Source organism: Nocardioides sp. Soil777, from assembly GCF_001428425.1.
GTDB classification, from domain to species: domain Bacteria; phylum Actinomycetota; class Actinomycetes; order Propionibacteriales; family Nocardioidaceae; genus Nocardioides; species Nocardioides terrigena.
Genome location: NZ_LMSN01000019.1, coordinates 384,748 through 411,220, shown reverse-complemented (window position 1 = coordinate 411,220; position 26,473 = coordinate 384,748). Strand labels below are relative to the sequence as shown.

23 protein-coding genes are annotated in these 26,473 nt (G+C 71.4%); 15 read left to right on the top strand and 8 right to left on the bottom strand.

The annotated features are described in order from the left end of the window. Positions 1-61 precede the first annotated feature (61 nt). The 3 genes from steA to ASG88_RS20325 are packed head-to-tail and all read left to right on the top strand — an operon-like array spanning position 62 to position 3,848. Positions 62-1,261: a putative cytokinetic ring protein SteA gene (steA, locus tag ASG88_RS20335; protein WP_056889252.1), complete on the top strand. Its 1,200-nt coding sequence runs from the start codon at positions 62-64 to the stop codon at positions 1,259-1,261. Then, positions 1,261-2,139 carry a copper transporter gene (locus ASG88_RS20330; RefSeq protein WP_056889251.1) on the top strand — a complete coding sequence of 293 codons (879 nt, stop codon included), beginning with the start codon at positions 1,261-1,263 and terminating at the stop codon, positions 2,137-2,139. The genes steA and ASG88_RS20330 overlap by 1 nt, the downstream gene beginning before the upstream one ends. Before the next feature lie 11 nt (positions 2,140-2,150). Continuing rightward, positions 2,151-3,848 (top strand): CTP synthase, encoded by a 1,698-nt coding sequence (locus tag ASG88_RS20325; RefSeq protein WP_056889250.1) that lies wholly within the window; start codon positions 2,151-2,153, stop codon positions 3,846-3,848. Positions 3,849-3,897: 49 nt separating this feature from the next. Here ASG88_RS20325 and pepN read toward each other — a convergent pair whose 3' ends face one another. Next, positions 3,898-6,345, bottom strand: a complete 2,448-nt coding sequence (gene pepN / locus ASG88_RS20320; RefSeq protein WP_056889249.1) for an aminopeptidase N — start codon at positions 6,343-6,345, stop codon at positions 3,898-3,900. A gap of 26 nt (positions 6,346-6,371) precedes the next feature. On the opposite strand from pepN, the gene ASG88_RS20315 reads away from it, so the two are divergent. The 4 genes from ASG88_RS20315 (at position 6,372) to ASG88_RS20300 (ending at position 11,731) form a co-directional block, all read left to right on the top strand. Further along, entirely contained in the window at positions 6,372-7,010 is a 639-nt protein-coding gene (locus ASG88_RS20315; protein ID WP_056889248.1) for an NUDIX domain-containing protein, read from the top strand. A gap of 82 nt (positions 7,011-7,092) precedes the next feature. Beyond that, complete coding sequence (gene ald, locus ASG88_RS20310) at positions 7,093-8,208, top strand: alanine dehydrogenase (protein WP_056889247.1); 1,116 nt, start codon at positions 7,093-7,095, stop codon at positions 8,206-8,208. 23 nt (positions 8,209-8,231) lie between these two features. Beyond that, positions 8,232-9,134, top strand: coding sequence for a site-specific tyrosine recombinase XerD (xerD, locus tag ASG88_RS20305; protein WP_200956526.1), 903 nt, complete (start codon positions 8,232-8,234; stop codon positions 9,132-9,134). Further along, positions 9,131-11,731 carry a DEAD/DEAH box helicase gene (locus ASG88_RS20300; RefSeq protein ID WP_056889246.1) on the top strand — a complete coding sequence of 867 codons (2,601 nt, stop codon included), beginning with the start codon at positions 9,131-9,133 and terminating at the stop codon, positions 11,729-11,731. The genes xerD and ASG88_RS20300 overlap by 4 nt, the downstream gene beginning before the upstream one ends. A 46-nt stretch (positions 11,732-11,777) precedes the next feature. Here the strand turns inward: ASG88_RS20300 and ASG88_RS20295 are convergent, their stop codons facing one another. Together ASG88_RS20295 and ASG88_RS20290 are read right to left on the bottom strand one after the other, a co-directional pair. Next, positions 11,778-12,884, bottom strand: a complete 1,107-nt coding sequence (locus ASG88_RS20295; RefSeq protein ID WP_157559850.1) for a lysylphosphatidylglycerol synthase transmembrane domain-containing protein — start codon at positions 12,882-12,884, stop codon at positions 11,778-11,780. A gap of 87 nt (positions 12,885-12,971) precedes the next feature. Then, positions 12,972-13,547: a gluconokinase gene (locus ASG88_RS20290; protein WP_235534931.1), complete on the bottom strand. Its 576-nt coding sequence runs from the start codon at positions 13,545-13,547 to the stop codon at positions 12,972-12,974. Between ASG88_RS20290 and ASG88_RS20285 the strand changes: the two genes are divergently transcribed. After that, positions 13,533-14,219 (top strand): FadR/GntR family transcriptional regulator, encoded by a 687-nt coding sequence (locus ASG88_RS20285; RefSeq protein ID WP_056889294.1) that lies wholly within the window; start codon positions 13,533-13,535, stop codon positions 14,217-14,219. The two genes, ASG88_RS20290 and ASG88_RS20285, sit on opposite strands and share 15 nt — an antisense overlap. Positions 14,220-14,239: 20 nt before the next feature. Here ASG88_RS20285 and ASG88_RS20280 read toward each other — a convergent pair whose 3' ends face one another. Continuing rightward, complete coding sequence (locus tag ASG88_RS20280; RefSeq protein ID WP_056889244.1) at positions 14,240-15,628, bottom strand: GntP family permease; 1,389 nt, start codon at positions 15,626-15,628, stop codon at positions 14,240-14,242. 437 nt (positions 15,629-16,065) lie between these two features. Between ASG88_RS20280 and ASG88_RS20275 the strand changes: the two genes are divergently transcribed. The 5 genes from ASG88_RS20275 to ASG88_RS20255 are packed head-to-tail and all read left to right on the top strand — an operon-like array spanning position 16,066 to position 19,811. Then, positions 16,066-17,004 (top strand): ParA family protein, encoded by a 939-nt coding sequence (locus ASG88_RS20275; RefSeq protein WP_321163836.1) that lies wholly within the window; start codon positions 16,066-16,068, stop codon positions 17,002-17,004. Next, entirely contained in the window at positions 16,989-17,345 is a 357-nt protein-coding gene (locus ASG88_RS20270) for a hypothetical protein (RefSeq protein ID WP_056889243.1), read from the top strand. The genes ASG88_RS20275 and ASG88_RS20270 overlap by 16 nt, the downstream gene beginning before the upstream one ends. Beyond that, positions 17,342-18,271 carry a segregation and condensation protein A gene (locus ASG88_RS20265; protein WP_082600802.1) on the top strand — a complete coding sequence of 310 codons (930 nt, stop codon included), beginning with the start codon at positions 17,342-17,344 and terminating at the stop codon, positions 18,269-18,271. The genes ASG88_RS20270 and ASG88_RS20265 overlap by 4 nt, the downstream gene beginning before the upstream one ends. After that, positions 18,268-19,014 carry an SMC-Scp complex subunit ScpB gene (scpB, locus tag ASG88_RS20260; RefSeq protein ID WP_082600800.1) on the top strand — a complete coding sequence of 249 codons (747 nt, stop codon included), beginning with the start codon at positions 18,268-18,270 and terminating at the stop codon, positions 19,012-19,014. The genes ASG88_RS20265 and scpB overlap by 4 nt, the downstream gene beginning before the upstream one ends. After that, positions 19,011-19,811, top strand: a complete 801-nt coding sequence (locus tag ASG88_RS20255) for a pseudouridine synthase (protein WP_056889242.1) — start codon at positions 19,011-19,013, stop codon at positions 19,809-19,811. Before scpB ends, ASG88_RS20255 begins: the two co-directional genes overlap by 4 nt. A 15-nt stretch (positions 19,812-19,826) precedes the next feature. On the opposite strand, the gene ASG88_RS20250 is transcribed toward ASG88_RS20255, so the two are convergent. The 4 genes from ASG88_RS20250 to ASG88_RS20235 form a co-directional block, all read right to left on the bottom strand. Further along, positions 19,827-21,065: a cation:proton antiporter gene (locus ASG88_RS20250; RefSeq protein WP_056889241.1), complete on the bottom strand. Its 1,239-nt coding sequence runs from the start codon at positions 21,063-21,065 to the stop codon at positions 19,827-19,829. A gap of 87 nt (positions 21,066-21,152) precedes the next feature. Continuing rightward, positions 21,153-21,548: a rhodanese-like domain-containing protein gene (locus tag ASG88_RS20245; protein WP_056889240.1), complete on the bottom strand. Its 396-nt coding sequence runs from the start codon at positions 21,546-21,548 to the stop codon at positions 21,153-21,155. 25 nt (positions 21,549-21,573) lie between these two features. Further along, complete coding sequence (locus ASG88_RS20240; RefSeq protein ID WP_056889239.1) at positions 21,574-22,734, bottom strand: ABC transporter substrate-binding protein; 1,161 nt, start codon at positions 22,732-22,734, stop codon at positions 21,574-21,576. Between the two features lie 205 nt (positions 22,735-22,939). Then, entirely contained in the window at positions 22,940-23,578 is a 639-nt protein-coding gene (locus ASG88_RS20235) for a TetR/AcrR family transcriptional regulator (protein WP_056889238.1), read from the bottom strand. 144 nt (positions 23,579-23,722) lie between these two features. Here ASG88_RS20235 and ASG88_RS20230 point away from each other — a divergent pair, with 144 nt between their 5' ends. Both ASG88_RS20230 and katG read left to right on the top strand, forming a co-directional pair. Continuing rightward, the gene (locus ASG88_RS20230) at positions 23,723-24,157 is read left to right on the top strand and encodes a Fur family transcriptional regulator (protein ID WP_056889237.1); all 435 of its coding nucleotides are present in this window, start codon (positions 23,723-23,725) and stop codon (positions 24,155-24,157) included. Positions 24,158-24,176: 19 nt separating this feature from the next. Then, the gene (gene katG, locus ASG88_RS20225; protein WP_056889236.1) at positions 24,177-26,447 is read left to right on the top strand and encodes a catalase/peroxidase HPI; all 2,271 of its coding nucleotides are present in this window, start codon (positions 24,177-24,179) and stop codon (positions 26,445-26,447) included. Positions 26,448-26,473 lie beyond the last annotated feature (26 nt).

The window sequence follows — 26,473 nt, the reverse complement described above, 5'->3', positions numbered from 1 at the left end:
CTGACACGCCGCGCCCGGCGTCCCGCGAGGCGCCGTACCTGGCTGACACCATGAGGCGGTCATGAAGATCACCACGCGGCAACGCTCCGCCCCCGCACTGCCGGGCCTGTCCGGCACCGCCCGCGTCGACCGTCGTACCGTCCACCTGCTCTCGCGGGTGCGTCCCGGCGACGTGGTCGTCGTCGACCACCAGGACATGGACCGGTCCACCGCCCAGGCGCTCGTGGACGCCGGTGTCGGCGCCGTCCTCAACGCCTCGCCGATGATCTCCGGGCGCTACCCCAACCTCGGCCCCGAGGTGCTCGCGGCGGCCGGCGTCGTCGTGGTCGACACCTGCGGCGACGCGGTGCTGACGGCCGTCAAGGACGGTGCGCGGGTCCGCCTGCACGAGGGCACCCTGTACGCCGACGAGCGGCAGGTCGCCGCCGGGCGCGAGGTGGACCTCGCCCTCGTCGCCGACGAGCTGGAGTCCGCGCGGCTGGGCCTGCGTGCCCAGCTCGAGAGCTTCACCCACAACAGCACCGAGTTCCTCCGCCGTGAGCAGGACCTCCTGCTGCACGGGCGGGGCGTGCCGCGCACTGCCACCGACATGGCCGACCGGCCCGTGGTCGTGGTCGTGCGGGGACACGACTGGGAGCGGGAGCTCGCGGGCATCAAGCCCTTCATCAAGGAGCAGCGGCCCGTCCTGATCGGCGTCGACCGGGGCGCCGACGCCCTCCGCGCCGCCGGGCACCAGCCGGACGTCGTGGTCGCCAGCGCCGGCGCCGACGAGCTGCCCTCGCTGGACGTGCTGCGCAAGGCCACCGACGTGGTCGCCCTCGTCGAGCGGGGCGCCGCCCGGTCGGCCACCGAGCGGCTGGACCGCTCCGGGGTCCGACCGCTGCGCTTCGAGAGCGGCGCCACCGCTGAGGACGCCGCGCTGCTCCTCGCCGACACCGGCCGCGCCAGCCTCATCGTGGGCGTCGGCATGCACGCGACCCTGGACGAGTTCCTCGACCGACGGCGCACCGGCCTCGCCAGCACCTACCTGACCCGCCTCAAGGTGGGCCCGCGGCTCGTCGACGCCGCCGCCGTCCCGACGCTGTACGACGGCGCCGTGCGCCCCCGCCACCTGCTCGCCCTCGCCGTGGCCGGCCTCCTGGCCCTCGGCGCGGCCATCGGGGTGACCCCCGTGGGGCAGGAGTGGGCCGACGCGATCGTGACGGCCGCCGGACCCACCACCACCGACCTGATCGACAGCCTGCAAGGACTCCTGCGTTGATGACCCTCCGCCAGCACATCACCACCCTCGTCGCCGTGTTCGTGGCCCTCGCCGTGGGCATCGTCCTCGGCGGCGGGCTGCTCTCCGACGTGACCGAGGCCGCCTCGACGGAGACGAGCGCCCCGGTCGCGGAGGCCGCCCCGCAGGCGGCGTACACCGAGAGCTTCACGGGCGCCGTGGCCCCCGCCCTCGTCGCCGGCCGGTTGACCGACCGCCAGGTCGCCCTGGTGACGGTGCCTGGTGCGGACGAGCAGGTGGTCACCGGGCTCACCGAGCGGATCGCCGCCGCCGGGGGAGCGGTGTCGGCGCGCTACGACCTCACCGAGACCATGGTCGGACCCGACCAGAAGACGCTCGTCGACACCCTCGGCAGCCAGCTGATGACCCAGCAGGGCGACGCGGTCGCCCCCGAGGCGACCACCTACGACCGGATCGGTCAGCTCCTGGGGTTGGCGGTGGCGACCGCGACCCCCGAGGGCGAGGCCACCAACGGCAAGGGCCGCGCGATCCTCGAGAGCCTCACCGGCGCCGACCTCGTCACCGCGCCCGCCGACGTCGAGCGCCGGGCACCGCTCGTGCTGCTGGTCCTCGGTGAGGAGCCGTCCCCCGAGGGCGGCGACGCGATCCTGGCCGGACTCGTCACCGGGCTCGACCGTGCGGCGACCGGCGTCGTCGTCGTGGGCGACACCGCGGACGGCGGCGAGGGCCAGCTCGGACTCCTGCGTGCCGAGCCCGTCTCTGCCGAGGTCGCGACCGTCGACGGCGTCGAGACGACGGCCGGCCAGGTGACCACCGTGATCGCGCTGGCACGGGCGATCGAGACCCCGGGCGGGTCCTTCGGTGCGTCGGGTGCCGACGGTCCGGTCCCGCTGGGGTAGGCTCGAACCCCGTGAAGAACCGGACGCCGACCAAGCACGTATTCGTGACCGGAGGCGTCGCCTCCTCGCTCGGCAAGGGGCTCACCGCCTCCAGCCTCGGAGCCCTCCTGAAGGCTCGCGGTCTCCGCGTGACCATGCAGAAGCTCGACCCCTACCTCAACGTCGACCCGGGGACGATGAACCCGTTCCAGCACGGGGAGGTCTTCGTGACCGACGACGGTGCGGAGACGGACCTCGACATCGGGCACTACGAGCGATTCCTCGACACCAACCTCAACCAGATCGCCAACGTGACGACGGGCCAGGTCTACTCGACGGTCATCGCCAAGGAGCGCCGCGGCGACTACCTCGGCGACACCGTCCAGGTGATCCCGCACATCACCAACGAGATCAAGGACCGCATCCTGGCCATGGGGGGCGACGACATCGACGTCGTCATCACCGAGGTCGGCGGCACCGTGGGTGACATCGAGTCGCTGCCCTTCCTCGAGGCCGCCCGCCAGACCCGCCACGAGATCGGCCGGGACAACTGCTTCTTCATCCACGTCTCCCTGGTGCCCTACATCGGCCCGTCGGGCGAGCTGAAGACCAAGCCGACCCAGCACTCGGTCGCCGCACTGCGCTCCATCGGCATCCAGCCCGACGCCATCGTCTGCCGCGCGGACCGGGAGCTCCCGGACAGCATCAAGCGCAAGATCGCGCTGATGTGCGACGTCGACGACGAGGCTGTGGTCACCGCCGCCGACGCCCCCTCGATCTACGACATCCCCAAGGTGCTGCACCGCGAGGGCCTCGACGCCTACGTCGTACGCCGCCTCGACCTGCCGTTCCGTGACGTCGACTGGACGGCCTGGGACGACCTGCTGCGCCGCGTCCACCACCCGCAGGAGGAGGTGACCGTCGCGCTGGTCGGCAAGTACATCGACCTGCCGGACGCCTACCTCTCGGTCGGCGAGGCGCTGCGCGCCGGCGGCTTCGCCCACGAGGCCAAGGTCCAGATCCGCTGGATCGCCTCCGACGAGTGCGAGACCCACGAGGGCGCCCACAAGCACCTGCACGACGTCGACGCCGTCTGCGTCCCCGGCGGCTTCGGCATCCGCGGCCTCGAGGGCAAGCTCGGCGCGCTCACCTACGCCCGCACCAACGGCATCCCGACGCTCGGCCTGTGCCTGGGCCTGCAGTGCATGGTCATCGAGTACGCCCGCAACGTCGCCGGCATCACAGGCGCCGGGTCCACCGAGTTCGAGCCCGACGCGCAGGACCCGGTCATCTCCACGATCGAGGAGCAGAAGCAGTACGTCGACGGCGCCGGCGACCTGGGCGGCACCATGCGCCTGGGCCTCCAGCCCGCCGAGCTGACGGTCGGCAGCGTCGTGCACGCGGCGTACGGCGCCTCCCGCGTCGAGGAGCGGCACCGCCACCGCTACGAGTTCAACGACGCCTACCGGGGTCGCCTCGAGGAGGCCGGCCTGGTCTTCTCCGGCATCAACCCGGACCTCGGGCTCGTCGAGTTCGTCGAGCTCCCCGCCGACGTGCACCCCTACTACGTGGCCACCCAGGCGCACCCCGAGCTCCGCTCGCGCCCGACCCGCCCGCACCCGCTCTTCGCGGGCCTGGTGGGCGCGGCGATCGAGCGGCAGAAGGAGCTCCGGTTCCCCATCGACGAGGTGCGCCGGATCGACGCCGACGACGAGGTGCCCGCCCCGTAGCCCGGGGCGGGCCGGCCCGCGGCTCCGTCGGAGTCAGCGGGCCGCTGAGTCAGAGTCTGCGGGCCTCCAGGATGCGCGCCTGGACGTAGGAGTTGGACGTGAGCTGGTTGCGCGCGTAGGCGCTCAGCGACTCGTCGTGCGAGGCCTTCTCGGCGGCGACGAGGAAGTGCTCGTCGCCGACGCCGAGGGGATACATCGCCCGGATGACGAGGCCCTGGTTGAGCAGCCCGCCCTTGAGCGAGCGCAGCTCCTCGAGGTAGCGCATCGCGAACGGCGCCAGCAGCTCGCTCTGCCCGGGACGCCAGAAGGTCGCGCCCAGCACGAGCGTCTCGCGGCTGGCCGGGATGCTGTAGTCGACGAAGAACGCGTCCCAGACCTCCTGCTTGGACTCCAGGTCCGGCCGGGCCGCCAGCACGGCGAGCCGCCGCGTGTGGGCGTCCGGGTCGGGGTCGGAGTCCAGCAGCCGCTGCACCGCGTCGGCGTCGTAGTCGCCGAGCTGCGCCCGGCGGGTGGCGATGCGCCAGGCGAGGTCGTTGTCGTCGGCGGCCGCGGCGGCCTCGTCGAGCACCCTCCAGTGGGCCTCGGTGGACGCCGAGCCGGCCAGCGCGCGCAGGGCGGGCTGGCGGTGCAGGTCCGTGTCCGCCAGCGCCAGCGCCGCGTCGGCGATCGCCTCCTGCAGGGCCGGGGCCTCGTCCTGGGGTGCCCAGCGGTCGGCGAACTGCATGCCCATCGCCAGGAACGCCTCGACCAGCGCAGGGCTGGTCTCGCTCGCCAGCCCACGCGTCACGGCACCGGCCGCCACCCGCGGGGCCAGCTCGCCGAGGAGCAGCAGCTGGGAGGCGGTGCCCACCACCAGCGCCCGCGACAGCGGGTCGGGGAGGTCGGCGATGTGCTCGAACATCAGTCGACGCGACTGCGCGTCGGGACGCACGGCGGCGAAGGTCAGGTCGTCGGCGTTGACGAGTCGCAGGTCGCCCCGCGGCAGGTCCACCGGTGCCTCGGGCGTGGAGAGCACGACCGGCGTGGTGCCGGTGGCCTCCAGTCCCCCGTCGACCACGGCGTACGACGCGATGTCGACGCGGTGCGGCCGCGGCGGCTCGGCGTCGGGCGACGTGGCGAGGAGGACGCCGTCCTCCAGGGTGAGGACGTCGGTGCCGGCCCGGTCCAGCCAGGCCCGCGTCCAGTCGCCGAGGTCGCGTCCGGCGGCCTCGCCGAAGGCCGTCATCAGGTCGGAGAGGACCGTGTTGCCCCACGAGTGGCGGGCGAAGTAGGTCTGCAGCCCGGCGACGAAGGCGTCCTCGCCGATGAAGGCCGCGAGCTGGTGCAGCACGCTCTGGCCCTTGACGTAGGTGATCGCGTCGAAGTTGGCCATCGCCTGGGAGACGTCGTGGACCTCGCCGCGGATCGGGTGCGCGGCCGGCCCCATGTCCATCTCGTAGGCGGTGCGCTTGAAGAGCGCGAGGAAGCTCGACCAGATCTCGGTGAACTCGCTGGCGTTGGCCAGGCCCCAGTTGGCGGCCCAGGACGCGAAGGCCTCGTTGAGCCACAGGTCGTCCCACCAGCGCATCGTGACGAGGTCGCCGAACCACATGTGGGCCATCTCGTGGAAGACGAACTCGGCGCGGACCTGGCGCTGCTGGTGGGTGGGCGGGGTGCGGAAGAGCTGCCCGTCGCCGTACGTCACGCACCCCCAGTTCTCCATCGCACCGCCGAGGTTGGGGACGAACACCTGGTCGTAGCGCTCCTGCGGGAACGGCACGCCGAACTTCTCCCCGAAGAACGCCAGGCCCTGGCGGGTGAGGGTGACCAGCTCGTCGAGGTCGCGCTCGAGGTGCGGCACCAGGGACTGGCGGCAGTAGAAGCCGAGGTCGTAGCCGTCGTGCCGCTGCCGGACCTCGTGGAACGGACCGGCGTTGACCACCACGACGTACGTCGAGAGCGGGGGAGTGTCGGGGAAGCGCCAGACCCGCACGTCCTCGAGGTCGGTCGTCTCGACGGAGTCGGGCGCGGAGTTGGAGGTGACCTTCCAGCTCTCCGGGGCGAGCACCGTGAAGCGGTGCGGTGCCTTGAGGTCGGGCTGGTCGAAGCAGGCCCACAGGCGGCGGGCCTCGTCGGTCTCGAGGCTCGTCCAGACGTAGACGAGCTTGTCGGTCGGGTCGATGGTGCGGAGGATGCCCTCCCCGGCGGCCGTGTTGGTCGTCTCGGCCTCGACGACCAGGACGTTGCGCTCGGCGAGGTCCGGCAGGGGGAGGCGGCCGTCGACGGCGGTGGAGACGTCGAGGTCGACGCCGTTGAGCGTCGCGGACAGCACGTCGGCCGCGATGTCGACGAACGTCGAGGAGCCGGGTGCCGAGCAGGTGAAGGTCACCGTGCTGGTCGAGGCGAATCGCTCGCCCTCCAGCAGGGCGGACATGTCGGCCAGGATGTCGTACCGCTCGACGGTGATCAGCGCGGATCGGCGCGCTGCCTCGTCGCGGGTCAGGCTCAGGAGGGTCATGGGCCCGACCGTATAGCGTCGCTCGCATGAGCTCCGAGGACCGTCTGGACCCCGCGACCCCGGCGCCGGAGGCCCCGCTCGCCGACCGGCCCGCCTCGTGGCCGGTCCACGGGTCCCGCGACCTGCACCGCGACGACTGGATCGTCGCGCTGCGCGAGGACGTCGTCGCCCGGCCCGGGCACCCCGACGACCGGTTCCGGCGGCTCTCCCTGGAGCACCCGGGCGCGGTGGTCGTGCTGGCGGTGGACGACGACGAGCGGGTGCTGTGCCTGCGCCAGTACCGGCACACCAACCGGCAGGACTTCGTCGAGCTCCCCGCGGGGTTGCGCGATGCCGGCGACGAGCCGTCGGTGGAGACGGCCATGCGCGAGCTGCGCGAGGAGGCCGAGCTGGCCGCGACGTCCTGGCAGCTCCTCCTCGCGACGTACGCGAGTGCCGGCATCACCGAGGAGGTGCACGAGATCTTCCTGGCCCGCGGCCTGTCCGAGGCCTCCCGGGGCGACTTCGAGATGCACGCCGAGGAGGCCGAGATGGAGGTCTTCTGGGTGCCGATGGCCGAGCTGCTCGACGCTGTCCTCGACGGTCGCGTCCGGCAGGGGCCGCTCGCCCAGGCGGTGCTGGCCTACGACGTGCTCAAGCGACGCGGGGGCCTCGACGCGACCTGAGCGGCGCGGGCGATATCGTCGGTCTGCTGTCACGAGCTGTGACCCGCATCACCGTGTGAACTGCCCTGTCGAGGAGTGAGTCGTGAAGGTCGGCGTACCGAAGGAAGTCAAGAACCACGAGTACCGGGTGGCGCTCACCCCCGTGGGAGCCCACGAGCTGGTCGAGCACGGCCACGAGGTCTACGTCGAGGCGGGTGCCGGACTCGGGTCCAACATCCCCGACGAGGAGTACGTCGCCGCCGGGGCGACGATGCTCGACGCCGCGGACGACGTCTGGGGCACCGCGGAGATGGTCCTCAAGGTCAAGGAGCCGATCGCCGAGGAGTACCACCGCCTCCGCGAGGACCTCACCCTCTTCACCTACCTCCACCTCGCCGCCGACAAGCCGCTCACCGACGAGCTGCTGTCGCGGAGGACGACGGCCATCGCCTACGAGACCGTGCAGCTGCCCTCCGGCGGGCTGCCCCTGCTCTACCCGATGTCCGAGGTCGCGGGCTGCCTCGCCCCCCAGGTCGGCGCCTACTCGATGATGAAGGCCCAGGGCGGTCGCGGGGTGCTGATGGGTGGGGTCGGCGGCGTCGCCAACGCCAAGGTCGTCATCATCGGCGCCGGCGTCTCGGGCCAGAACGCCGCCAACATCGCCCTCGGCATGGGCGCCGACGTCACCCTGCTCGACACCGACCTCGACAAGCTGCGGATGTCGTTCTGGCGCTACAACAACCGGGTTCACGGGCTCGCGTCGTCCGCGCTGGCGATCCGCCAGCAGGTCATGGAGGCCGACATGGTCATCGGCGCCGTGCTCATCCCCGGTGCCGCCGCCCCCAAGCTGGTCAGCAACGAGCTGGTCTCCCAGATGAAGCCGGGCTCGGTGCTCGTCGACATCGCCGTCGACCAGGGCGGCTGCTTCGAGGACACGCGCGCGACCACGCACGCCGACCCGACCTACACGGTGCACAACTCGGTCTTCTACTGCGTGGCCAACATGCCCGGCGCGGTGCCCAACACCTCGACGTACGCCTTGACCAACGCGACCATGCCGTACGCCGTCGCCCTGGCCGACAAGGGCTGGGCGCAGGCCTGCCGCGACGACGCGAGCCTGCTCAAGGGCCTCAACACCCACGCCGGCGCGCTCACCAACATCCCCGTTGGCCAGGCCGTGGGCGTCGACGCCGTCGCCCCGGAGTCGGTGCTGCCCTGAACGCACCCGGCCTGACCAGGGCCATCCGCACCTACCTCGACCACCTCTCGGTGGAGCGGGGGCTCGCCGCCAACACCCTGTCGTCGTACCGGCGCGACCTGCGGAGGTATGCCGCGCACCTCGAGGCTCAGGGGATCGGCGACCTCGACGAGATCACCGAGGCGACGGTGTCGGGATTCCTGGTCAGGCTCCGGGAGGGCGACGCCGACCACCCGCCGCTCAGCTCCACGTCGGCGGCGCGCACGGTGGTGGCGGTGCGGGGCTTCCACAAGTTCGCCGTCAGTGACGGGCTCGCCACCGTGGACCCGGCCGGCGCCGTCAAGCCCCCGACGCCGGCCAAGCGGCTGCCCAAGGCGCTGCCGCTGTCCGACGTCGAGGCCATCTTCGAGGCGTCCGGTGCCGCCGGCACGCCGCTCGCGCTGCGCGACCGCGCCCTGCTGGAGGTGCTCTACGGCACCGGGGCACGGATCTCGGAGGCAGTCGGCCTCGACGTCGACGACCTCGACACCGTCGACGGCACTGTCCTGCTGCGGGGCAAGGGCTCCAAGGAGCGGTTGGTCCCGGTGGGGGGCTACGCCCTCGAGGCCGTCGACGCCTACCTCACCCGGGCCCGTCCGGACCTGGTGGCGGCCCGGACGCCGGGCGGGGCGCTCTTCCTCAACTCCCGCGGCGGTCGGCTGTCCCGCCAGAGCGCGTGGGCGGTGCTGGTCAAGGCCGCCGACCGGGCCGGTGTGACCCGCGACGTGTCTCCCCACACGCTGCGCCACTCCTTCGCCACGCACCTGCTCGACGGGGGTGCGGACGTGCGGGTGGTGCAGGAGCTGCTGGGCCACGCGTCGGTGACCACCACCCAGGTGTACACACTGGTGACCGTGGACAACCTGCGCGAGGTCTTTGCGACCGCACACCCCCGGGCCCGAGAGTGACCCGGCTGGACGAGCGGCTCGGTTCCACCACCGACCCCGACGGCGTGTACGACGCGTTCACCGGGTGGGTCGAGGAGCAGGGGCTCGAGCTCTACCCCCACCAGGACGAGGCGGTCATCGAGCTCCTCGGCGGCAACCACGTCATCCTGGCCACGCCGACCGGCTCCGGGAAGTCCATGGTCGCCCTCGGCGCCCACGTCGCCGCCCTGGCCCAGGACAAGGTCAGCTTCTACACCGCACCCATCAAGGCGCTGGTGAGCGAGAAGTTCTTCGCGCTGTGCGAGGTCTTCGGGGCCGAGAACGTCGGGATGCTCACCGGCGACGCCGCGGTCAACGCCGACGCCCCGATCATCTGCTGCACCGCCGAGATCCTGGCCAACATCGCGCTGCGCGAGGGACGCTCGGCCGACGTCGGCCTCGTCGTGATGGACGAGTTCCACTTCTACGCCGAACCCGACCGCGGGTGGGCCTGGCAGGTCCCGCTGCTCGAGCTCGTGGACGCACAGTTCCTGCTGATGTCGGCGACCCTCGGCGACGTCTCGTTCTTCGTCGACGACCTGACGCGTCGTACGGGCCGGGAGGTCGCGGTCGTAGCCGACGCCGAGCGACCCGTCCCGCTCCACTTCTCGTGGTCGATGGAGCACCTCGACGACACCCTCAAGGAGCTTGTGGAGACGGGGCAGGCCCCGGTCTACGTCGTGCACTTCACCCAGGCCGCGGCCGTGGAGCACGCCACCTCCCTGCTCAAGGGCACCAAGGTCAAGGTCGACAAGGAGGCGATCGCCGACCGGATCGGCGCCTTCCGCTTCGGGGCCGGCTTCGGCAAGACGCTGTCCAAGCTGGTGCGCAACGGGATCGGCGTCCACCACGCCGGGATGCTGCCGAAGTACCGACGCCTCGTCGAGCAGCTCGCCCAGTCCGGCCTCCTCACCGTCATCTGCGGCACCGACACCCTCGGCGTCGGCATCAACGTGCCGATCCGCACCGTGCTCTTCACCGGTCTCGCGAAGTTCGACGGCAGCCGCCAGCGGGTGCTGCGGACCCGCGAGTTCCAGCAGATCGCGGGTCGCGCGGGTCGGGCGGGCTACGACACGGCCGGGTACGTCGTCGTCCAGGCGCCCGAGCACGTCATCGACAACGAGCGTGCCAAGAAGAAGGCCGAGGCCAAGAACGCCGCCCCCGGAGCCAACGCCAAGCGCAAGTCCAAGGCGCAGCTCAAGAAGCCGCCCGAGGGCACCGTCGTGTGGACCGAGCAGACCTACGACAAGCTCGTGGCGGGCGTCCCGGAGCAGCTGGTCTCCCGGATGCGGGTCGACAACGCGATGCTGATCAACGTGGCCACCCGCGAGGAGGACGCGTTCGCGGTGATGCGCCGGCTGCTCACCGACAACCACGAGGAGCGACGCCAGCAGCTCCGCCTGTCACGGCGGGCGCTGCGGCTCGGACGCTCGTTGCTGCGGTCGGGCGTGATGACCCGGCTCGACGAGAGGGACGAGCACGGTCGCCGCTACGTGCTCACCGTCGACCTGCCCGCGGACTTCGCCCTCAACCAGCCGCTGGCGCACTTCGCGCTGGCGGCCCTCGACGTCCTCGACCCGGAGTCGGACAGCTACACCCTCGACATCGTCTCGGTCATCGAGTCGGTGCTCGAGGCGCCCCGGCAGATCTTGATGGCGCAGCAGTTCACCGCCCGGGGCGAGGCGGTGGGGGAGATGAAGGCCGACGGGATCGAGTACGAGGAGCGGATGGCGCTGCTCGACCAGATCACCTGGCCGCAGCCGCTCGCCGAGCTGCTCGGTGGGCTCTACGAGACCTACCGCCAGCGGCACCCGTGGCTGCGCGAGGACGCGCTCGGCCCGAAGTCGGTCGTGCGGGAGATGTGGGAGCAGGGGATGGGGTTCACCGACTTCGTCGGTCGCTACCAGCTCGCGCGCTCCGAGGGCCTGGTGCTGCGCTACCTCACCGACGCCTACCGCACGCTGCGCCAGACCGTCCCGGACGCGCACCGCACCCCCGAGCTCGAGGACCTGATCGAGTGGCTCGGCGAGACGATCCGCCAGACCGACTCCTCGCTCCTCGACGAGTGGGAGGCCCTGACCGACCCCGAGCACGTCCCCGGCCGGATCGTGGCGCACGAGCCGCCGCCCCCGCCGCGACCGGTCAGCAAGCAGCTCCGCCCCTTCACCGTGATGATCCGCAACGCCATGTGGGCGCGCGTCGACCTGGTCTCCCGCGACGACCTGGACGGGCTGCTGCGGCTCGAGCGGGCGGCGGCGGACCGCCTCGACCCGCCGCGCCAGGTGGTCGTCGGCCGGTCGGTCTGGGACGCCGCGATCGAGGCGTACTACGCCGACCACGACTCCGTCGTCGTCGACGGCGACGCGCGGGGGCCCGAGCTGCTCGCCATCGGTGACGAGCGGACGGGTGAGCCCGTCGGCGCGGAGGAGGGCACCACGGCCCGGCTGCGCGACGTACGCCAGACGATCCACGACCCGGCGGGCGATCACGACTGGGTGATCGACGCCGTGGTCGACTGCGACGCCTCGGACGAGGCGGGCGAGCTGATGCTCGCCACCGTGGCGATGCACCGGCTCTGACCGGGTGGGGCCCGGCCGATGACGAGCCGACCGGGTGGAGGTGCCGTCAGGACGCGGACCCCGCTCCGGCCCTGCGGAACCGCCGCGACAGCAGGACCGTGCACACGCCACCGATGAGGATGGGCCCCAGGTAGGTGAACATCCGGAAGACGAACACGGCGGCCACGATGGCGTCGGCCTCGCGGCCGCCCGCCGCCCAGTTCAAGGCGCTGATGTAGAGCGCCTCGGTGATACCGACGTTGCCGGGGGTGATCTCCACGAGCGTCGCGAGGCGGACCACCGTGTAGACGGCGAAGACCTCGATGGCGGTGAGGATGCCAGCGCCGACGCCCAGCCCGCGGAGCGAGGCGAGGAGGATCAGGTAGGTGGCGATCTCACGGAGCACGAAGAGGCCCACCAGGCCGAGGACGCGCGTGCGGAAGAGGCCGACCACGTTGCTGCGCCACTCCACGACGGTGTCCCCGAGGTCGTCGCCCGGGGGTCTGCGGGCCATCCCGCGGAGCCAGTTGAGGAACCGTCCCAGCCGGGCCCCGAACGCGCGGGCGAACTGCTCGCTGCGCACGATGAGGACCGCCAGGACGAGAAGCGCGAGCGAGATGCCGAGGCCGACCAGGGCGAGCGTCCAGACGGCTCCCGGCACGTCCTCCTGTGTCGAGAGGAGGGCGAGCCCGATCGAGGGCAGGACGAGGGGGAGCACGTTGCTGACCGAGCTGTTGACGACGTACGACGTGGCGAAGTCCTCGGTGCTGATCCCGAGCTTGCGGTAGATCCCGTAGCGCGCTGCCGTGCCGGAGGGTCCCGGCACGGTGTTGGAGACCACGGCGGCCGATTCCTGCGCGAGGAAGGCGTCGGGGAAGCGGAGCGGCCCGATGAGCAGGGCGAACGCGCCGGCCTTGCAGCCCTCCACCACGAAGGTGAGCGCGGCCAGCAGGATCACGATGACCGGGTCGAGCGAGGTGAGCGCGTCCCAGACGTCCTCGTAGGAGGCGAAGCTCGGGATCAGGACGCCGAAGACGAGGTAGAGCAGCAGCAGGGTGAGCGCCACCCGCACCATCTGGTGTGCCGGGGAGGGTGTGTCCGGATCGAGGAGCGGCGGCAGGTCGCCGGGTGCCTCGTCGTTCCCGGGCGGCGTGGGCGGATCCGTTTCGCTCACGTGACGAGACTAGCCGCGTGCGCGCTCGGGGAACTGCCTCCGAGGCCGAGACGCGACGGGCAGGACCCTGGAGGTGGGGGTACGCGCCTACGCTTCCCCGACGGCCGCCCGGGCTGCGCGCACGACGGCGTCGAGTGGCTGAGAGACGTCGAGGACGGTTCCCGGCTCGTCGGTGCCGAGCGGCTCCAGCGTGTCGAACTGGGACTGCAGCAGGGACGGGGGCATGAAGTGCTCGCGTGACTCCATCCGCGTCCGCAGCACCTCGAACGGTGCGGCGAGGTGGACGAAGAACACCGTGCCGTCCGGTACGCCGCCGCGCAGCACGTCGCGGTAGCCCCGCTTGAGCGCCGAGCAGGTGAGCACCGTCGAGACCCCGTCGCCGTGGTGGAAGGCCTGGATCGAGGCCAGCGCCTCCAGCCACGGGCGCCGGTCGTCGTCGTCGAGGGGGATGCCGGCGGACATCTTCTCGATGTTGGCCGGCGGGTGCAGGCTGTCGCCCTCGATGAACGTCCATCCGAAGCGGTCGGCCAGTCGGGCCGCCACCGTCGTCTTGCCGGTGCCGGACACGCCCATCACCACCACGTGCCGCGGCCGGTCGCCCGTGTCGGGGCCGGTCGTGGCGGCCGGCTCGCGGCTAGGGTGCTGCTCGTGTCGACCGCCCACAGCACCGTCCTCGCCGAGGTCGGCCCCCGCATCGTGCGGGGAGACCTGGCCGAGGGGTCCGTCATCACCCTGGAGTGGCTGGGGGAGGCGTACGGCGTCTCGCGGACCGTCGCCCGCGAGGTGGTGCAGGTGCTGGTCTCGATGGGCCTGGTCGAGAGCCGGCGCCGGACCGGGATCCGGATCCTGTCCCGGGACGCGTGGGACGACTACGACCCGGCCGTGATCCGCTGGCGGCTGGAGGGCGAGGACCGGGTCCTGCTCCTCCACCAGCTCGGCGAGCTCCGTGCCGCCATCGAGCCCGCGTCCGCGGCGCTGGCCGCCACGCACGCCGACGACGGCCAGCGCACCGAGATCGTGCGCATCGCCGAGGAGATGGAGGTCTCCGGGGCCGCCGGGGACCTCCGGACCTTCCTCGAGCAGGACGTCGCCTTCCACCGGCTGCTGCTCCGGGCCTCGGGCAACATGATGTTCTCCGGGCTCTCCGACGTGGTCGAGGAGGTCCTGCGCGGACGCACCGACCACGACCTGATGCCGCCCGAGCCCAAGCAGGAGGCCCGTCGGCTGCACCAGGTCGTCGCCGAGGCGGTCGCCGGGGGAGAGGCCGAGGTGGCCCGCTTCGCCATGACGGCGATCTGTGCCGAGGTCGTCTCCGACCTCGGCCACGCCCACTGACCCCACCGCGGCGCGGTGGGTCACAGCAGGCCCGCGACCGGCCACAGGATCACGGCCAGCAGGAACGCGCTGACACCCAGCGTGGTCTCCATGACGGTCCACGTCTTGAGGGTGGTCTTCTCGTCCATCCCGAAGAAGCGGCTCACCAGCCAGAAGCCGGAGTCGTTGACGTGCGAGAGCACTGTCGCGCCGGCGGCGATGGCCACCACGAGCAGGGCGATGTGGAAGTTGTCGAGCCCGGCGGCCTGGGACGCGATCAGTCCCGCCGTGGTGGTCAGCGCGACGGTGGCCGAGCCCTGGGCCACGCGCAGCGCGGTGGCGATGAGGAACGCCTGGAGGAGGAGCGGCAGGCCGAGGTCGGAGAGCGAGGACGTGAGGGCCTCGCCGATGCCGCTGATGCGGAGCACGCCACCGAACATGCCGCCGGCGCCGGTGATGAGGATGATCGAGCAGATCGGGCCGAGGGACTGGTCCAGGACCTTCATGGTCTCGTCGAACGAGCCGTTGTGCCGTCCGAGCACGAGGATCGCGGCGAGCAGGCTGACCAGCAGGGCCACCGGGGTGTTGCCGAGCAGCTGGAGGAGCTCGACCCACGCCTGGCCCTCCTCGAGGGTGCCGTTGGCGACCAGAGTGGTGAGGACGGTGTTGAACGAGATGAGCACCAGCGGGATGAGCAGCAGGGAGAGCACGGTGCCGAAGGCCGGGGGAGCGGCGGCGGGCCGGTCGTCGCCGCCGTTGACCTCGCCGAACAGCAGGTCGGGGACGGCGACGTCGTACCGCTTGCCCAGCACCTTGGAGACGAGGTAGACGCCGACGTACCAGGAGATGACCGCGACGGGGAGGCCGACGAGCAGGATCACGCCGATGTCGCCGCCGAGGGCCGTGCCGGCAGCGACCGGACCCGGGTGCGGGGGCACGAGGGCGTGCATGGCCGCGAAGGCGCCGGCCGCGGGCAGGGCGTAGAAGAGCACCGAGCCGCCGAACCGGCGGGCCACCGTGAGGATGATCGGCAGGAAGACGACGAGACCGGCGTCGAAGAAGATCGGGAAGCCGAAGAACAGGGCGGCGACACCGAGGGCGAAGGGCGCCCGCTGCTCGCCGAAGCGGTTGATGAGGCTGTCGGCGAGCACCTGCGCGCCCCCGGTCACCTCCAGCAGCCGGCCGAGCATCACGCCGAAGCCGACCAGCAGGGCCACGGATCCGAGCGTGGAGCCGAAGCCGCTGAGCAAGGCCGCCGGGACCAGCGCCAGGGGGATGCCGGCGGCGATGGCGGTCAGCAGGCTGACCAGCACCAGCGCGATGAACGCGTGGAGCCGCACCTTGATGATGAGGAAGAGGAGGAGCGCGACGGCGGCCGCCGCGATGAGCAGCAGGACGGCGGTGCCGTACGCCGGTTCGAGGTTTTCCATGGGTGCAGCTCCGGTGTCTGGGACGGGTTGTGAGCGCGGTCACAGGGTCGGTGGAGCATGCTGCCTGAAAGGTAGTACCTTTGCAACTCCTGCGGCCGTTCCGAGTGCACAGGTTTGTGCACAGGCGGGCCCGACCTGTGCAGGGGACCGGGTCCGAGTGCACAGATTTGCCCGGCGGGCTGGGGGTTGCGGCCCACGTGTTGTGGCTGCCGCCCACCGGTCCTAGAGTCGCCCGGAACTCTCGGGGAGATGTCGCCGTGTCGACAAAGTCCAGCAGCGTCCCGCGTGGTCCAATCGGTACGAGTCGACAAGAGGAGATGTCCATGAGTGGTGGCGGTTTCGCAGGCTTCCCGGGCCAGTCCGGCAGCAGCGCGTCGGAGATGCCTCCCCTCGTCCGACGTCCCGATCCAGCACCTTCCCCCGAGGACAGTCATCCCGTGAGCGACCCCCTTCCCTTCCAGCGTCCCGAGATCGCGCGCCCGAGCGCGCAGCAGGCGCAGGGCGACGTGCTGACCGAGGTCGAGGCCGCCGAGCAGCTCGGCCCGACCGGTCGTCCGATGCCGTCGTTCCCGGAGCCGCCCCCGGTCGGTGACGGACCCACGCGGGCCCGGGTGGTCTCGATGTGCAACCAGAAGGGTGGCGTCGGCAAGACCACGACCACCATCAACCTCGGTGCCTCGCTCGCGGAGTACGGCCGCAAGGTGCTGCTCGTCGACTTCGACCCGCAGGGCTCGCTGTCGGTCGGCCTCGGCCTCAACCCGCACGAGATGGACCTGACGATCTACAACCTGCTGATGCAGCGTGACGTGACCCTCGACGACGTCGTGGTCCCGTCCGGCGTGCCCGGCATGGACCTGCTGCCGTCCAACATCGACCTGTCGGCCGCCGAGGTGCAGCTCGTCCACGAGGTCGCCCGCGAGCAGACCCTGCAGCGGGTGCTCGCGCCGGCGCTCGACCAGTACGACGTCATCCTCATCGACTGCCAGCCCTCGCTCGGCCTGCTGACGGTCAACGCCCTCACCGCCTCCGACGGCGTCATCGTGCCGCTGGAGTGCGAGTACTTCGCGCTGCGCGGGGTGGCTCTGCTCAAGCAGACCATCGACAAGGTGCGCGAGCGGCTCAACCCGCGCCTCGAGGTCGACGGCGTGCTGGGCACGATGTTCGACGGTCGCACCCTGCACAGCCGCGAGGTCATGCAGCGCCTGGTGCAGGCGTGGGGCGACACGGTCTTCCACACGGTGATCCGTCGTACGGTCAAGTTCTCCGACTCCACCGTGGCGGGTGAGCCGATCACGTCGTACGCCTCCTCGTCCGCCGGGGCCGGCTCCTACCGCCAGCTCGCCAAGGAGGTGCTCGGCCGGTGGCCCGCCGAGTGAGCCTGCCGGCGGCCGACGACCTCTTCCGCCCCACCTCACCGGAGGGCGGCCAGGCCGAGCCGCAGCGTGCCGTCCGTGCCGTCAGCGACACCCCGCAGCCCGAGCCGGACGCCGCTCCCCGCAAGCCCAGCGGCCGGGTGCGCCACGACGAGAAGATGACGGTCTACGTCACCTCCGACGAGCTCCTCGACATCGAGCACACCCGCCTGGTGCTGCGCCGGACCCACGGCCTCGCGGTCGATCGTGGCCGCGTGGTGCGCGAGGCGCTGGCGCTGGTGCTGGCCGACTTCGAGGCCCACGGTGCCGACAGCGCGCTCGTGCGACGGCTGACCGAGGAGTGACGACGACCGCCGCGACCTCCGCTGCGAACCTCGAGGTGACCGGCGGCGAGGCGGCGCCGGCGTTCGCGGTCCGGCTCGACAACTTCGAGGGCCCCTTCGACCTCCTGCTGTCGCTGATCGCCAAGCACAAGCTCGACATCACCGAGGTGGCCCTGTCCCGGGTGACCGACGAGTTCATCGGCTTCGTCAAGGCCGGTGGCAAGGTCTGGGACCTGGAGCAGACGACCTCCTTCCTGCTCGTCGCCTCGACCCTGCTCGACCTCAAGGCCGCGCGCCTGCTGCCGCAGGGCGACGTCGAGGACGAGGAGGACCTCGCGCTCCTCGAGGCCCGCGACCTGCTCTTCGCCCGGCTCATGCAGTACCGCGCTTTCAAGCTGGTGGCCGGCGTGCTCGAGCAGCGGCTCGCCGCCGAGTCCACGCGACACCCGCGCCAGGTCGGCATGGAGGACCGCTTCGCCTCCCTGCTGCCCGAGGTGCTCATCGGGATCGGGCTCGACCAGTTCGCCCGCCTCGCGGCCAGGGCGATGGAGCCCAAGCCCGTCCTGGAGGTCTCGCTCCAGCACATCCACGCCGCCCGGGTCAGCGTCCGCGAGCAGGCGGCTCTCGTGGTCGACCGGCTCCGCCGCAGTGGGACGATGACCTTCCGAGCGTTGTGCGGGGACTCGCCCGACAAGCTCACCACCGTGGCGAGGTTCCTCTCGCTGCTCGAGCTGTTCCGGGAGGGTGCCGTGGGCTTCGACCAGGTGACCCCGCTCGGCGAGCTGACGATCCGCTGGACCGGTGCCGAGGAGGGTGAGGTGGACATCAACGACGAGTTCGACGGTGCCGAGCCCGACGACGGTGGGGTAGTACAGGACGATCGGGTGGAGGATCTCGGCGTGTCGCCACCCGAAGGTCCGGTACTACCGCAGGAGGAGAGCCCGTGAGCGACACCGATATCGAGAACGTGACCGACACCGACGCCTCGCCGGAGACGCTCGACGTCGCCGTGGCCGCGCTCCACCCGTCGCTCGAGGCCATCTTGATGGTGGCCGACCAGCCCCTCGGCAAGGTGCAGCTCGCCTCCGTCGTAGGTCACCCGGTCGCCGACGTGGAGGCCGCGCTCGACGAGCTCGCGGCCACCTACACCGAGCAGGGTCGAGGGTTCGAGCTGCGCAACGTGGCGGGCGGCTGGCGCTACTACACGCGCGAGGAGTACGCCGCGGTGGTGGAGGGCTTCGTGCTGGAGGGGCAGCAGGCGCGGCTCACGCAGGCCGCGCTGGAGACCCTGGCCGTCGTCGCCTACAAGCAGCCGGTGTCCCGGGCCCGGGTGTCGGCAATCCGCGGCGTCAGCGTCGACGGCGTGATGCGCACCCTGCTGACCCGCGGCCTGGTCGAGGAGGCTGGGCAGGACGGCGAGACCGGTGCCAACCTCTACCGCACGACCACCTACTTCCTCGAGCGGATCGGCATCACCTCGATCGAGGAGCTGCCCGAGCTGGCGCCCTACCTGCCGGACATGGACGACCTCGAGGACGAGCTGGCGAGCGTGGCCGGCATGCCGCCTGAGGCGGCACCCGAGCCGACGACCGAGCCGACGCCTGAGACGGCACCGCCCGCACCCCACCACCCGCACTCGCCGCACAGTGGTGCCGGCACCGAGCCCGACGGGGGCACCGAGCCCGCATGAAGCCGCACGACGAGAAGGACACCCACCCCGCCTCCCAGCGGCCCGACACCGACGAGGACGGGCTGATCCGGCTGCAGAAGCTGCTCGCCCAGTCCGGCGTCGCCAGCCGCCGCAAGTGCGAGGAGCTGATGCTCGAGGGCGCCGTGGAGGTCGACGGTGAGGTCGTCACGCGGCTCGGCACCAAGGTCGACCCACGCACCGCCGTCATCCGCGTCGAGGGCCGACGGTTGCCGCCCATCTCGGCACACGTCCACCTCGTGCTCAACAAGCCCCGCGGCGTGGTGTCGACGATGTCCGACCCCGAGGGGCGCCGCTGCCTGGGCGACCTGGTGGCCGACCGCCCCGAGCGGCTCTTCCACGTCGGCCGGCTCGACACGGACACGTCGGGCCTGCTGATCCTCACCAACGACGGTGACTTCGCCCAGCGCCTCGCGCACCCGTCGTACGAGATCGAGAAGACGTACGTCGCGGAGGTCGAGGGCCAGCTCCACAAGGGGATCATCAAGAAGCTCCTGGCCGGCGTCACGCTCGACGACGGCCCCGTGGCGGTGTCCCGGGCCCGCATCGTCGAGGGTAGCCACGGCCGCACCTCGCGGGACCGCACGATCGTCGAGCTCGTGATCCACGAGGGTCGTAACCGCATCGTGCGCCGCCTGCTGGAGCACGTCGGGCACCCGGTGACCCAGCTGACCCGCACCTCCATCGGGCCGGTGGAGCTCGGCAGGCTGCCGGTGGGGGAGATGCGCGAGCTGAGCCTCACCGAGCTCGGTGAGCTGATGGACAGCGCCCAGCTCTGACGGGTCCGGCTCCCTTTACGCGGGAGACTGGGCCGGCGGGTCGGACACCGGGCCGCGTGGCTCGGGTGCGGCCGCGGCGGACCTTCCGTAGCGCCGGGCGAGCGGCGCCGCGGTGAGCCCGTGGGCCAGGACGCTGAGCAGGACCGTGGTCGTCAGGATGGCGACGGCCTCGTCGGCGTGGCTCCCGAGGGCTTCCAGGGCGAGCAGTGCGAACACCAGGGACGCCAACCCGCGGGGGCCGAACCACCCGACGAACAGGATGGTCCTGAGGTCGAGACCCGCCCCGATCGAGGCGACCGCGACCGGGACCATGCGGATCACCGTGAGGCTCAGGACGGCGTACAGGACGGTCGTGGCGTCGATGGCGTCGACCGTGATGGGGACGGCGATGGCTCCGAAGGCCATCCACACCAACGACGCCAGCAGGGTCCCCGTCTGCTCGAGGAACTCCAGCTCGGCCGGTGCGCGCCGACCGGCGAAGACCCCGAAGGCCAGCCCTCCGCAGAAGGCCGCGACGAAGCCGTTGCCGTCCAGCACGATCGCGCACGCGTAGGACAGGAGCGCCAGCGCCAGGACCGCGATTCCTGCGAACGACTCGGCTGCGAGCCGGTGTCGGCGCGCCCACCTCAGGGCCGCGCCACCCGCGCCGCCGACGATCACGCCCACGGCGACTCCGAGGACCAGCTCGAGGGCGGCGCCGCCGGCACCCTCGGCGTGCTCGAGACCGGCAGCGGCGGCGGCGCCGGCGATCGCCAGCATCACCACGGGAGTGGCGATGCCGTCGTTGAGGCCGCTCTCGACCGTGATGAGCTGGCGGATGCGGGCGGGCACGAGTGGATTCGTCACGACCGGGATCCCCAGGGCGGCGTCGGTGGGGGCGAGGGCCGCCCCGACGAGGAGGGCGAGCCAGAGGCCCAGTCCGGGGAAGAGCCAGTCCGCCACGAGCCAGCCGCTCAGGATGGTCAGCGGCAGGCCGACGGCCAACAGCCTGAGGTACCGGCCCCGGTCCCGACGCAGCTGCTGGAACGGCAGCCGGGCGGCATCCGAGAACAGCACCCACACCAGGGTGACCTCGACGAGCGGGGTGACCGTCTCGACGTCCGACGAGCCGTCGACCAGGTCGAGCCCGGCCAAGGCGGCCCCGACGGCGATGAACGCGATGGGGGCAGTCAGGTCGGCCCGCTCGAGCCGGTGGGACAGCAGGCCCCAGGCGAACAGCGCCGCCATCGCCACCACGACCACCGTGACGTCCATGGTCGGTTCGCCTCCTCGTGCACGGGTGGGTCGGGTCGGCTGCGGTGCCCTGGCGGTGAGTGTGTCGCCGCCAGGGCAGGGCCGAACTCAGATGCCGGTGTACTCGTGCTCGTTGACGGGCAGCCCGGCGGCCGCCCACGCCGTGATCCCGCCCTCGAGGACCACCGGGTCCACGTAGCCCAGGGTCTTCAGCGTGGCGGCCGCGAAGGTGGCGCGGGTGCCGGACGCGCACACGACGATCACGCGGCGCGCGGGGTCGAGACCCGTCTTGTGGCGAGGGCTGGTCGGGTCCGCCAGGAACTCCAGCAGTCCACGCGGCGCCGGCACCGAGCCGTCGATGTGGCCGTGCTGCCACTCCTCGCCCTCGCGCACGTCGAGGAGCACCGCCTCCCCGGCGGTGACCTGGGCGGCGGCCTCGACGGGCGCCACGGCGCCGACCTCGGCCCTGGCCTCTTCGAGCATCTGCATCGCGGACTTGGTCATCGCGATCTCCTTCTTCCCATCGGAGTCAGCCGACCCGGACGTGCTCGATGCCGAGCGTCTCGGCGGTGCCGACCTTCTCCAGGGTGAGCCGTGCCCACTCCTCCTCGAGCAGCTGCTTCGCGGCCTGCTCGAGGAACTCCGGCGCGGCCCACTCCGACACGTCGAAGTCGTTCTTGATGTAGCCGTGGCTGAGCATGAAGTCCTTGCCGATCTCGACCGAGGCCATGTTCTTCGGCGAGAAGTTGGGCACCATGTCGATGTGCTTGATGCCTTCGTAGGTGTCGTCGACGTCGGCGTAGAACGTCTGCCGGTTCAGGATCACCGCGGCGGCCCGCTTGTTGTCGTTGGCCCAGCGTCCGACCTTGATCATCCCCTTCATGAAGGCGACGACGAGCTCGGGGTGCTGCTCGGCCATCTCGGTGGTGCAGGTGATCACCGCCGGGATGTTGGCCACCTGCAGGGTCCAGTCCGGGTAGCGGGAGAGGTCCTCGATCGCCTTGAACTTGCCCGTCTCCTCCTGCAGGTGCTGGAAGGGCTTGCTCTGGGTGTAGATCGCATCGACCGTGCCGTTCTCCAGCGAGGTCTCCAGGGGGCGGAACGCGAGGTCGTGCTTGTGGTCGCGCTTGAGCCACAGCTCCGACGGGTTGTCCATCGGGTCCAGCATCTCCGGCTTGTCGTACCAGTCGTCGGGGTAGGGGAACTCGACGATCTCGACGTCGTCACGGGTCATGCCGTTCATCCGCAGCATCAGCTCGATGCCCTGCTCCTCCTGGATGCGCCACCAGTCGTTCTTGATGGTGTTCAGGCTCTTGGTGAGACCGATCTTCTTCCCGCGCAGGTCGGTCATCCGGTAGATGTCGTCGCGGGCCCGTACCAGCATGCAGCCGCCCTCGTGGGGGGCGTGGGTGGCGCCCAGCAGCACCGTGCGGCGGAGATCCGCGTGCACGTGGACGGGCGGGAACAGCCCACCGAAGCGGATCAGGTTGTCCAGGTTGTGGATGTAGTGCGGGTACCAGTTGTTCTCGCGGCGCGAGCGCAGGAACGCATACTGCACGCCGATCTTCTTGAACTCCTCCCGCGTCCAGCCCAGCTCCTGGTCGACGTTGCTCGCCGACACCAGGGGGCAGTTGGTGTAGTAGACCTCGCTCCAGTCCAGGGGAACTGTCGAGGACACGTTCTCGGTCATTGGCTCGTCCTTCGCTCGGGGGCCCCACGACATCGCCCGGGATCAAGGAGTGGAGTCCAACTTGTACGACTGTTCACATCGCACCACCCGCTGGGTCGACATGACAGTGCCGAAGGTCCCGCGGTCGCCGGGAGCCGGGGCTGGCCGGTCCGGGCCGGGACCTGAAACGACGTACGAGCCGCCCGGCGCAGTGGCTGTCGGAGCTTCAGCTGCTCCGCTGGTCGTGCCGGGGCGTGGGATTGGGCGGCGAGGGCCAGGGCGTTGCGCCGAGACGCCGCGCGCTGTGCGCGAGGTCGTCGCGCAGGTCCTGCAGCGGCACGTCCTGGAGGTCGCCGGCCTCGAGCAGGTAGTCCTCGAAGATCCGCCACCCGAGTGCTGCGGCCACGATCTGGGTCGCGCGGACGCGCGCGGACAGCTCGTCGAGCCCGTACCCCTCGGCCAGGGTCGCGGCCATGGCCGTCACGGGGTTGAAGTCGGAGCGCTTCTCCCGGATCCGCCCCGAGATGGCGAGAGCCCCCGCGACCCGGACCCACTGCCCCATGACCGTGTCGGGGGTGAACCCCTGTCCGGAGAGGGGGTTGTCCATGACCGCCTGGGCGACCCGGTCGGAGAGGTGGTCGAAGACGGCGATCACGAGCTCGTCCCGGCTGCCGAGGTAGCGAGGGATCAGCGCGAGGTGGACGCCTGCCTGTGCCGCGATGTCACGCAAGGACACCGCGTCGACTCCTCGCTCGGCGAAGAGCAGTGCGGCGGCCTCCAGCACCGCACGTCGGACCTCGTCGGGCCCGACGGGGGTGCCGGCCGGACGTCGCGGGCCGGGCGTGCGACCCGGTCGGGTGCTCATGTCAGGTGCCCCCTCGGGTGTCCGGATCGTGAACAAGCGTACGCATCCAGCCCGGCCAGGTACGGCTCATCGGGCAGGGAGGGTTGCCGCGTGGCTCGGCGCGTCAATCTTGACTGGCTCCAGAAGAGGCGCGAGACTCGGGCCATGACCGACGCACAGGAGCTCCAGGACCTGTTGCGGAGCGCGTCCCTGCGGGTCACCCGCCCGCGGCTGGCGGTCCTCGAGGCCGTGCACGCACACCCGCACGCCGACACCGACGCCATCATCCGTGGTGCCCGTCGCGCTCTCCCGGAGGTCTCGCACCAGGCGGTGTACGACGTCCTGCGCGCCCTCACCGACACCGGCCTGGTGCGTCGCATCCAGCCGGCCGGGTCGGTCGCGAGGTACGAGGCGCGGGTGGGGGACAACCACCACCACGTCGTGTGCCGCTCGTGCGGCGCCATCGCCGACGTCGACTGCGCCGTCGGCGAAGCTCCGTGTCTCACCGCCTCCCACGACCACGGCTTCGCGGTCGAGGAGGCGGAGGTCGTCTACTGGGGCACCTGCCCCGGTTGCGCCACCCTCCGCACCCCACAGTGATCCCCTCGGAAGGAACCCGATGAGCGACAACCAGGACAACGCCCCCACCAGCCCGCAGGGCGTGGACGAGAAGGCCGCGGCCGGCTGCCCGGTCGCGCACGACTCCGCGACCGCGCAGGGCAGCGAGAGCGAGAACCCCGCGATCGACGCCCCCACCCCGAAGACCGGCGGACGCCCGCACACGCTCAAGGACTGGTGGCCCAACTCGCTCGACCTGTCGGTGCTGCACGCCCACTCCTCGAAGGGCAACCCCCTGGGTGCGGACTTCCGCTACGACGAGGCGTTCTCGGGCCTCGACGTCGAGGCCCTCAAGCGGGACATCACCGAGGTGCTGACCACCTCCCAGGACTGGTGGCCGGCCGACTTCGGCCACTACGGCGGCCTGATGATCCGGATGAGCTGGCACTCCGCGGGCACCTACCGCATCTACGACGGTCGCGGCGGCGCCGGCGACGGCAGCCAGCGCTTCGCCCCGCTCAACAGCTGGCCCGACAACGCCAACCTGGACAAGGCCCGCCGCCTGCTGTGGCCGGTCAAGCAGAAGTACGGACAGTCGATCTCGTGGGCCGACCTGCTGGTCCTGGCCGGCAACGTCGCGCTCGAGTCGATGGGCTTCGAGACCTTCGGCTTCGGCTTCGGTCGCGAGGACGTCTGGGAGCCCGAGGAGATCTTCTGGGGTCCCGAGGACACCTGGCTGGGCGACGAGCGCTACTCCGGTGAGCGCGAGCTCAGCGAGATGCTCGGCGCGGTCCAGATGGGCCTCATCTACGTCAACCCCGAGGGCCCCAACGGCAACCCCGACCCGCTGGCCTCCGCCCGCGACATCCGCGACACCTTCGCGCGGATGGCGATGGACGACGAGGAGACCGTCGCCCTCATCGCCGGCGGCCACACCTTCGGCAAGACCCACGGCGCGGGCAACCCTGACCTCGTCGGCCCCGAGCCCGAGGGCGCCCCGCTCGAGGAGCAGGGCCTCGGCTGGATGAGCTCCCACGCGTCGGGCAAGGGTGCCGACACCATCACCAGTGGTCTCGAGGTCACCTGGACCGACAAGCCCACCCAGTGGAGCAACCGCTACTTCGAGATCCTCTTCGGCTACGAGTGGGAGCTCTCCGAGAGCCCGGCCGGAGCCAAGCAGTGGGTCGCCAAGGACGCCGAGGACATCATCCCCGGCCCGACGGCCGACGCGCCGAAGCGCAAGCCGACCATGCTGACCAGCGACCTCGCCCTGCGCGAGGACCCGGTGTACGAGAAGATCTCGCGCCGCTTCCTGGAGAACCCCGAGGAGTTCCGCCTGGCTTTCGCCAAGGCCTGGTACAAGCTGCTGCACCGCGACATGGGCCCGGTCAGCCGCTTCCTCGGTCCGTGGGTGGCCGAGCCGCAGCTGTGGCAGGACCCGGTCCCGGCCGTCGACCACGAGCTCGTCTCGGACGACGACGTCGCCGCGCTCAAGGCCACCGTGCTGGACTCCGGCCTCACCACCGCCCAGCTGGTCTCGACCGCCTGGGCGTCGGCGGCGACCTTCCGCTCCACCGACAAGCGCGGCGGGGCCAACGGTGCCCGGATCCGCCTCGAGCCGCAGCGCAGCTGGGAGGTCAACCAGCCCGAGCAGCTCGCGACCGTCCTCGAGACCCTCGAGGGCATCCAGCGCGACTTCAACGAGGCCGGCGGGGCCCGCATCTCGCTCGCCGACCTCATCGTGCTGGCCGGCTCCGCCGCGGTCGAGAAGGCCGCCCGCGACGCGGGTGTCGAGGTGACCGTGCCGTTCCACGCCGGTCGCACCGACGCCACGCAGGAGCAGACCGACATCGACTCGTTCCGGGTGCTCGAGCCCCGCGCGGACGGCTTCCGCAGCTACCTGCGCGCGGGTGAGAAGACGCAGCCCGAGGTCCTGCTCCTGGACCGCGCCTACATGCTCGACCTCACGGCACCCGAGATGACCGTCCTCGTCGGCGGCCTCCGCTCGCTGGGCGCCAACGTCGGCGGCACCGAGCACGGCGTGCTCACCGACCGGCCGGGTGTGCTGAGCAACGACTTCTTCGTCAACCTGCTCTCCCCGGGCACCCGGTGGAAGGCGTCGGACGCGGAGAACGTCTACGAGATCCGCGACCTCGCGACCGACGAGGTGCGGTGGACCGCGTCCCCGGTCGACCTGATCTTCGGGTCCAACTCGCAGCTGCGGGCACTGGCCGAGGTCTACGCCAGCGGTGACGCGGTCGACAAGCTCGTGCACGACTTCGTGTCGGCCTGGGTCAAGGTCATGGAGCTGGACCGCTTCGACCTGCGCTGAGCGAACGATCGACGGCCCGGGCGACA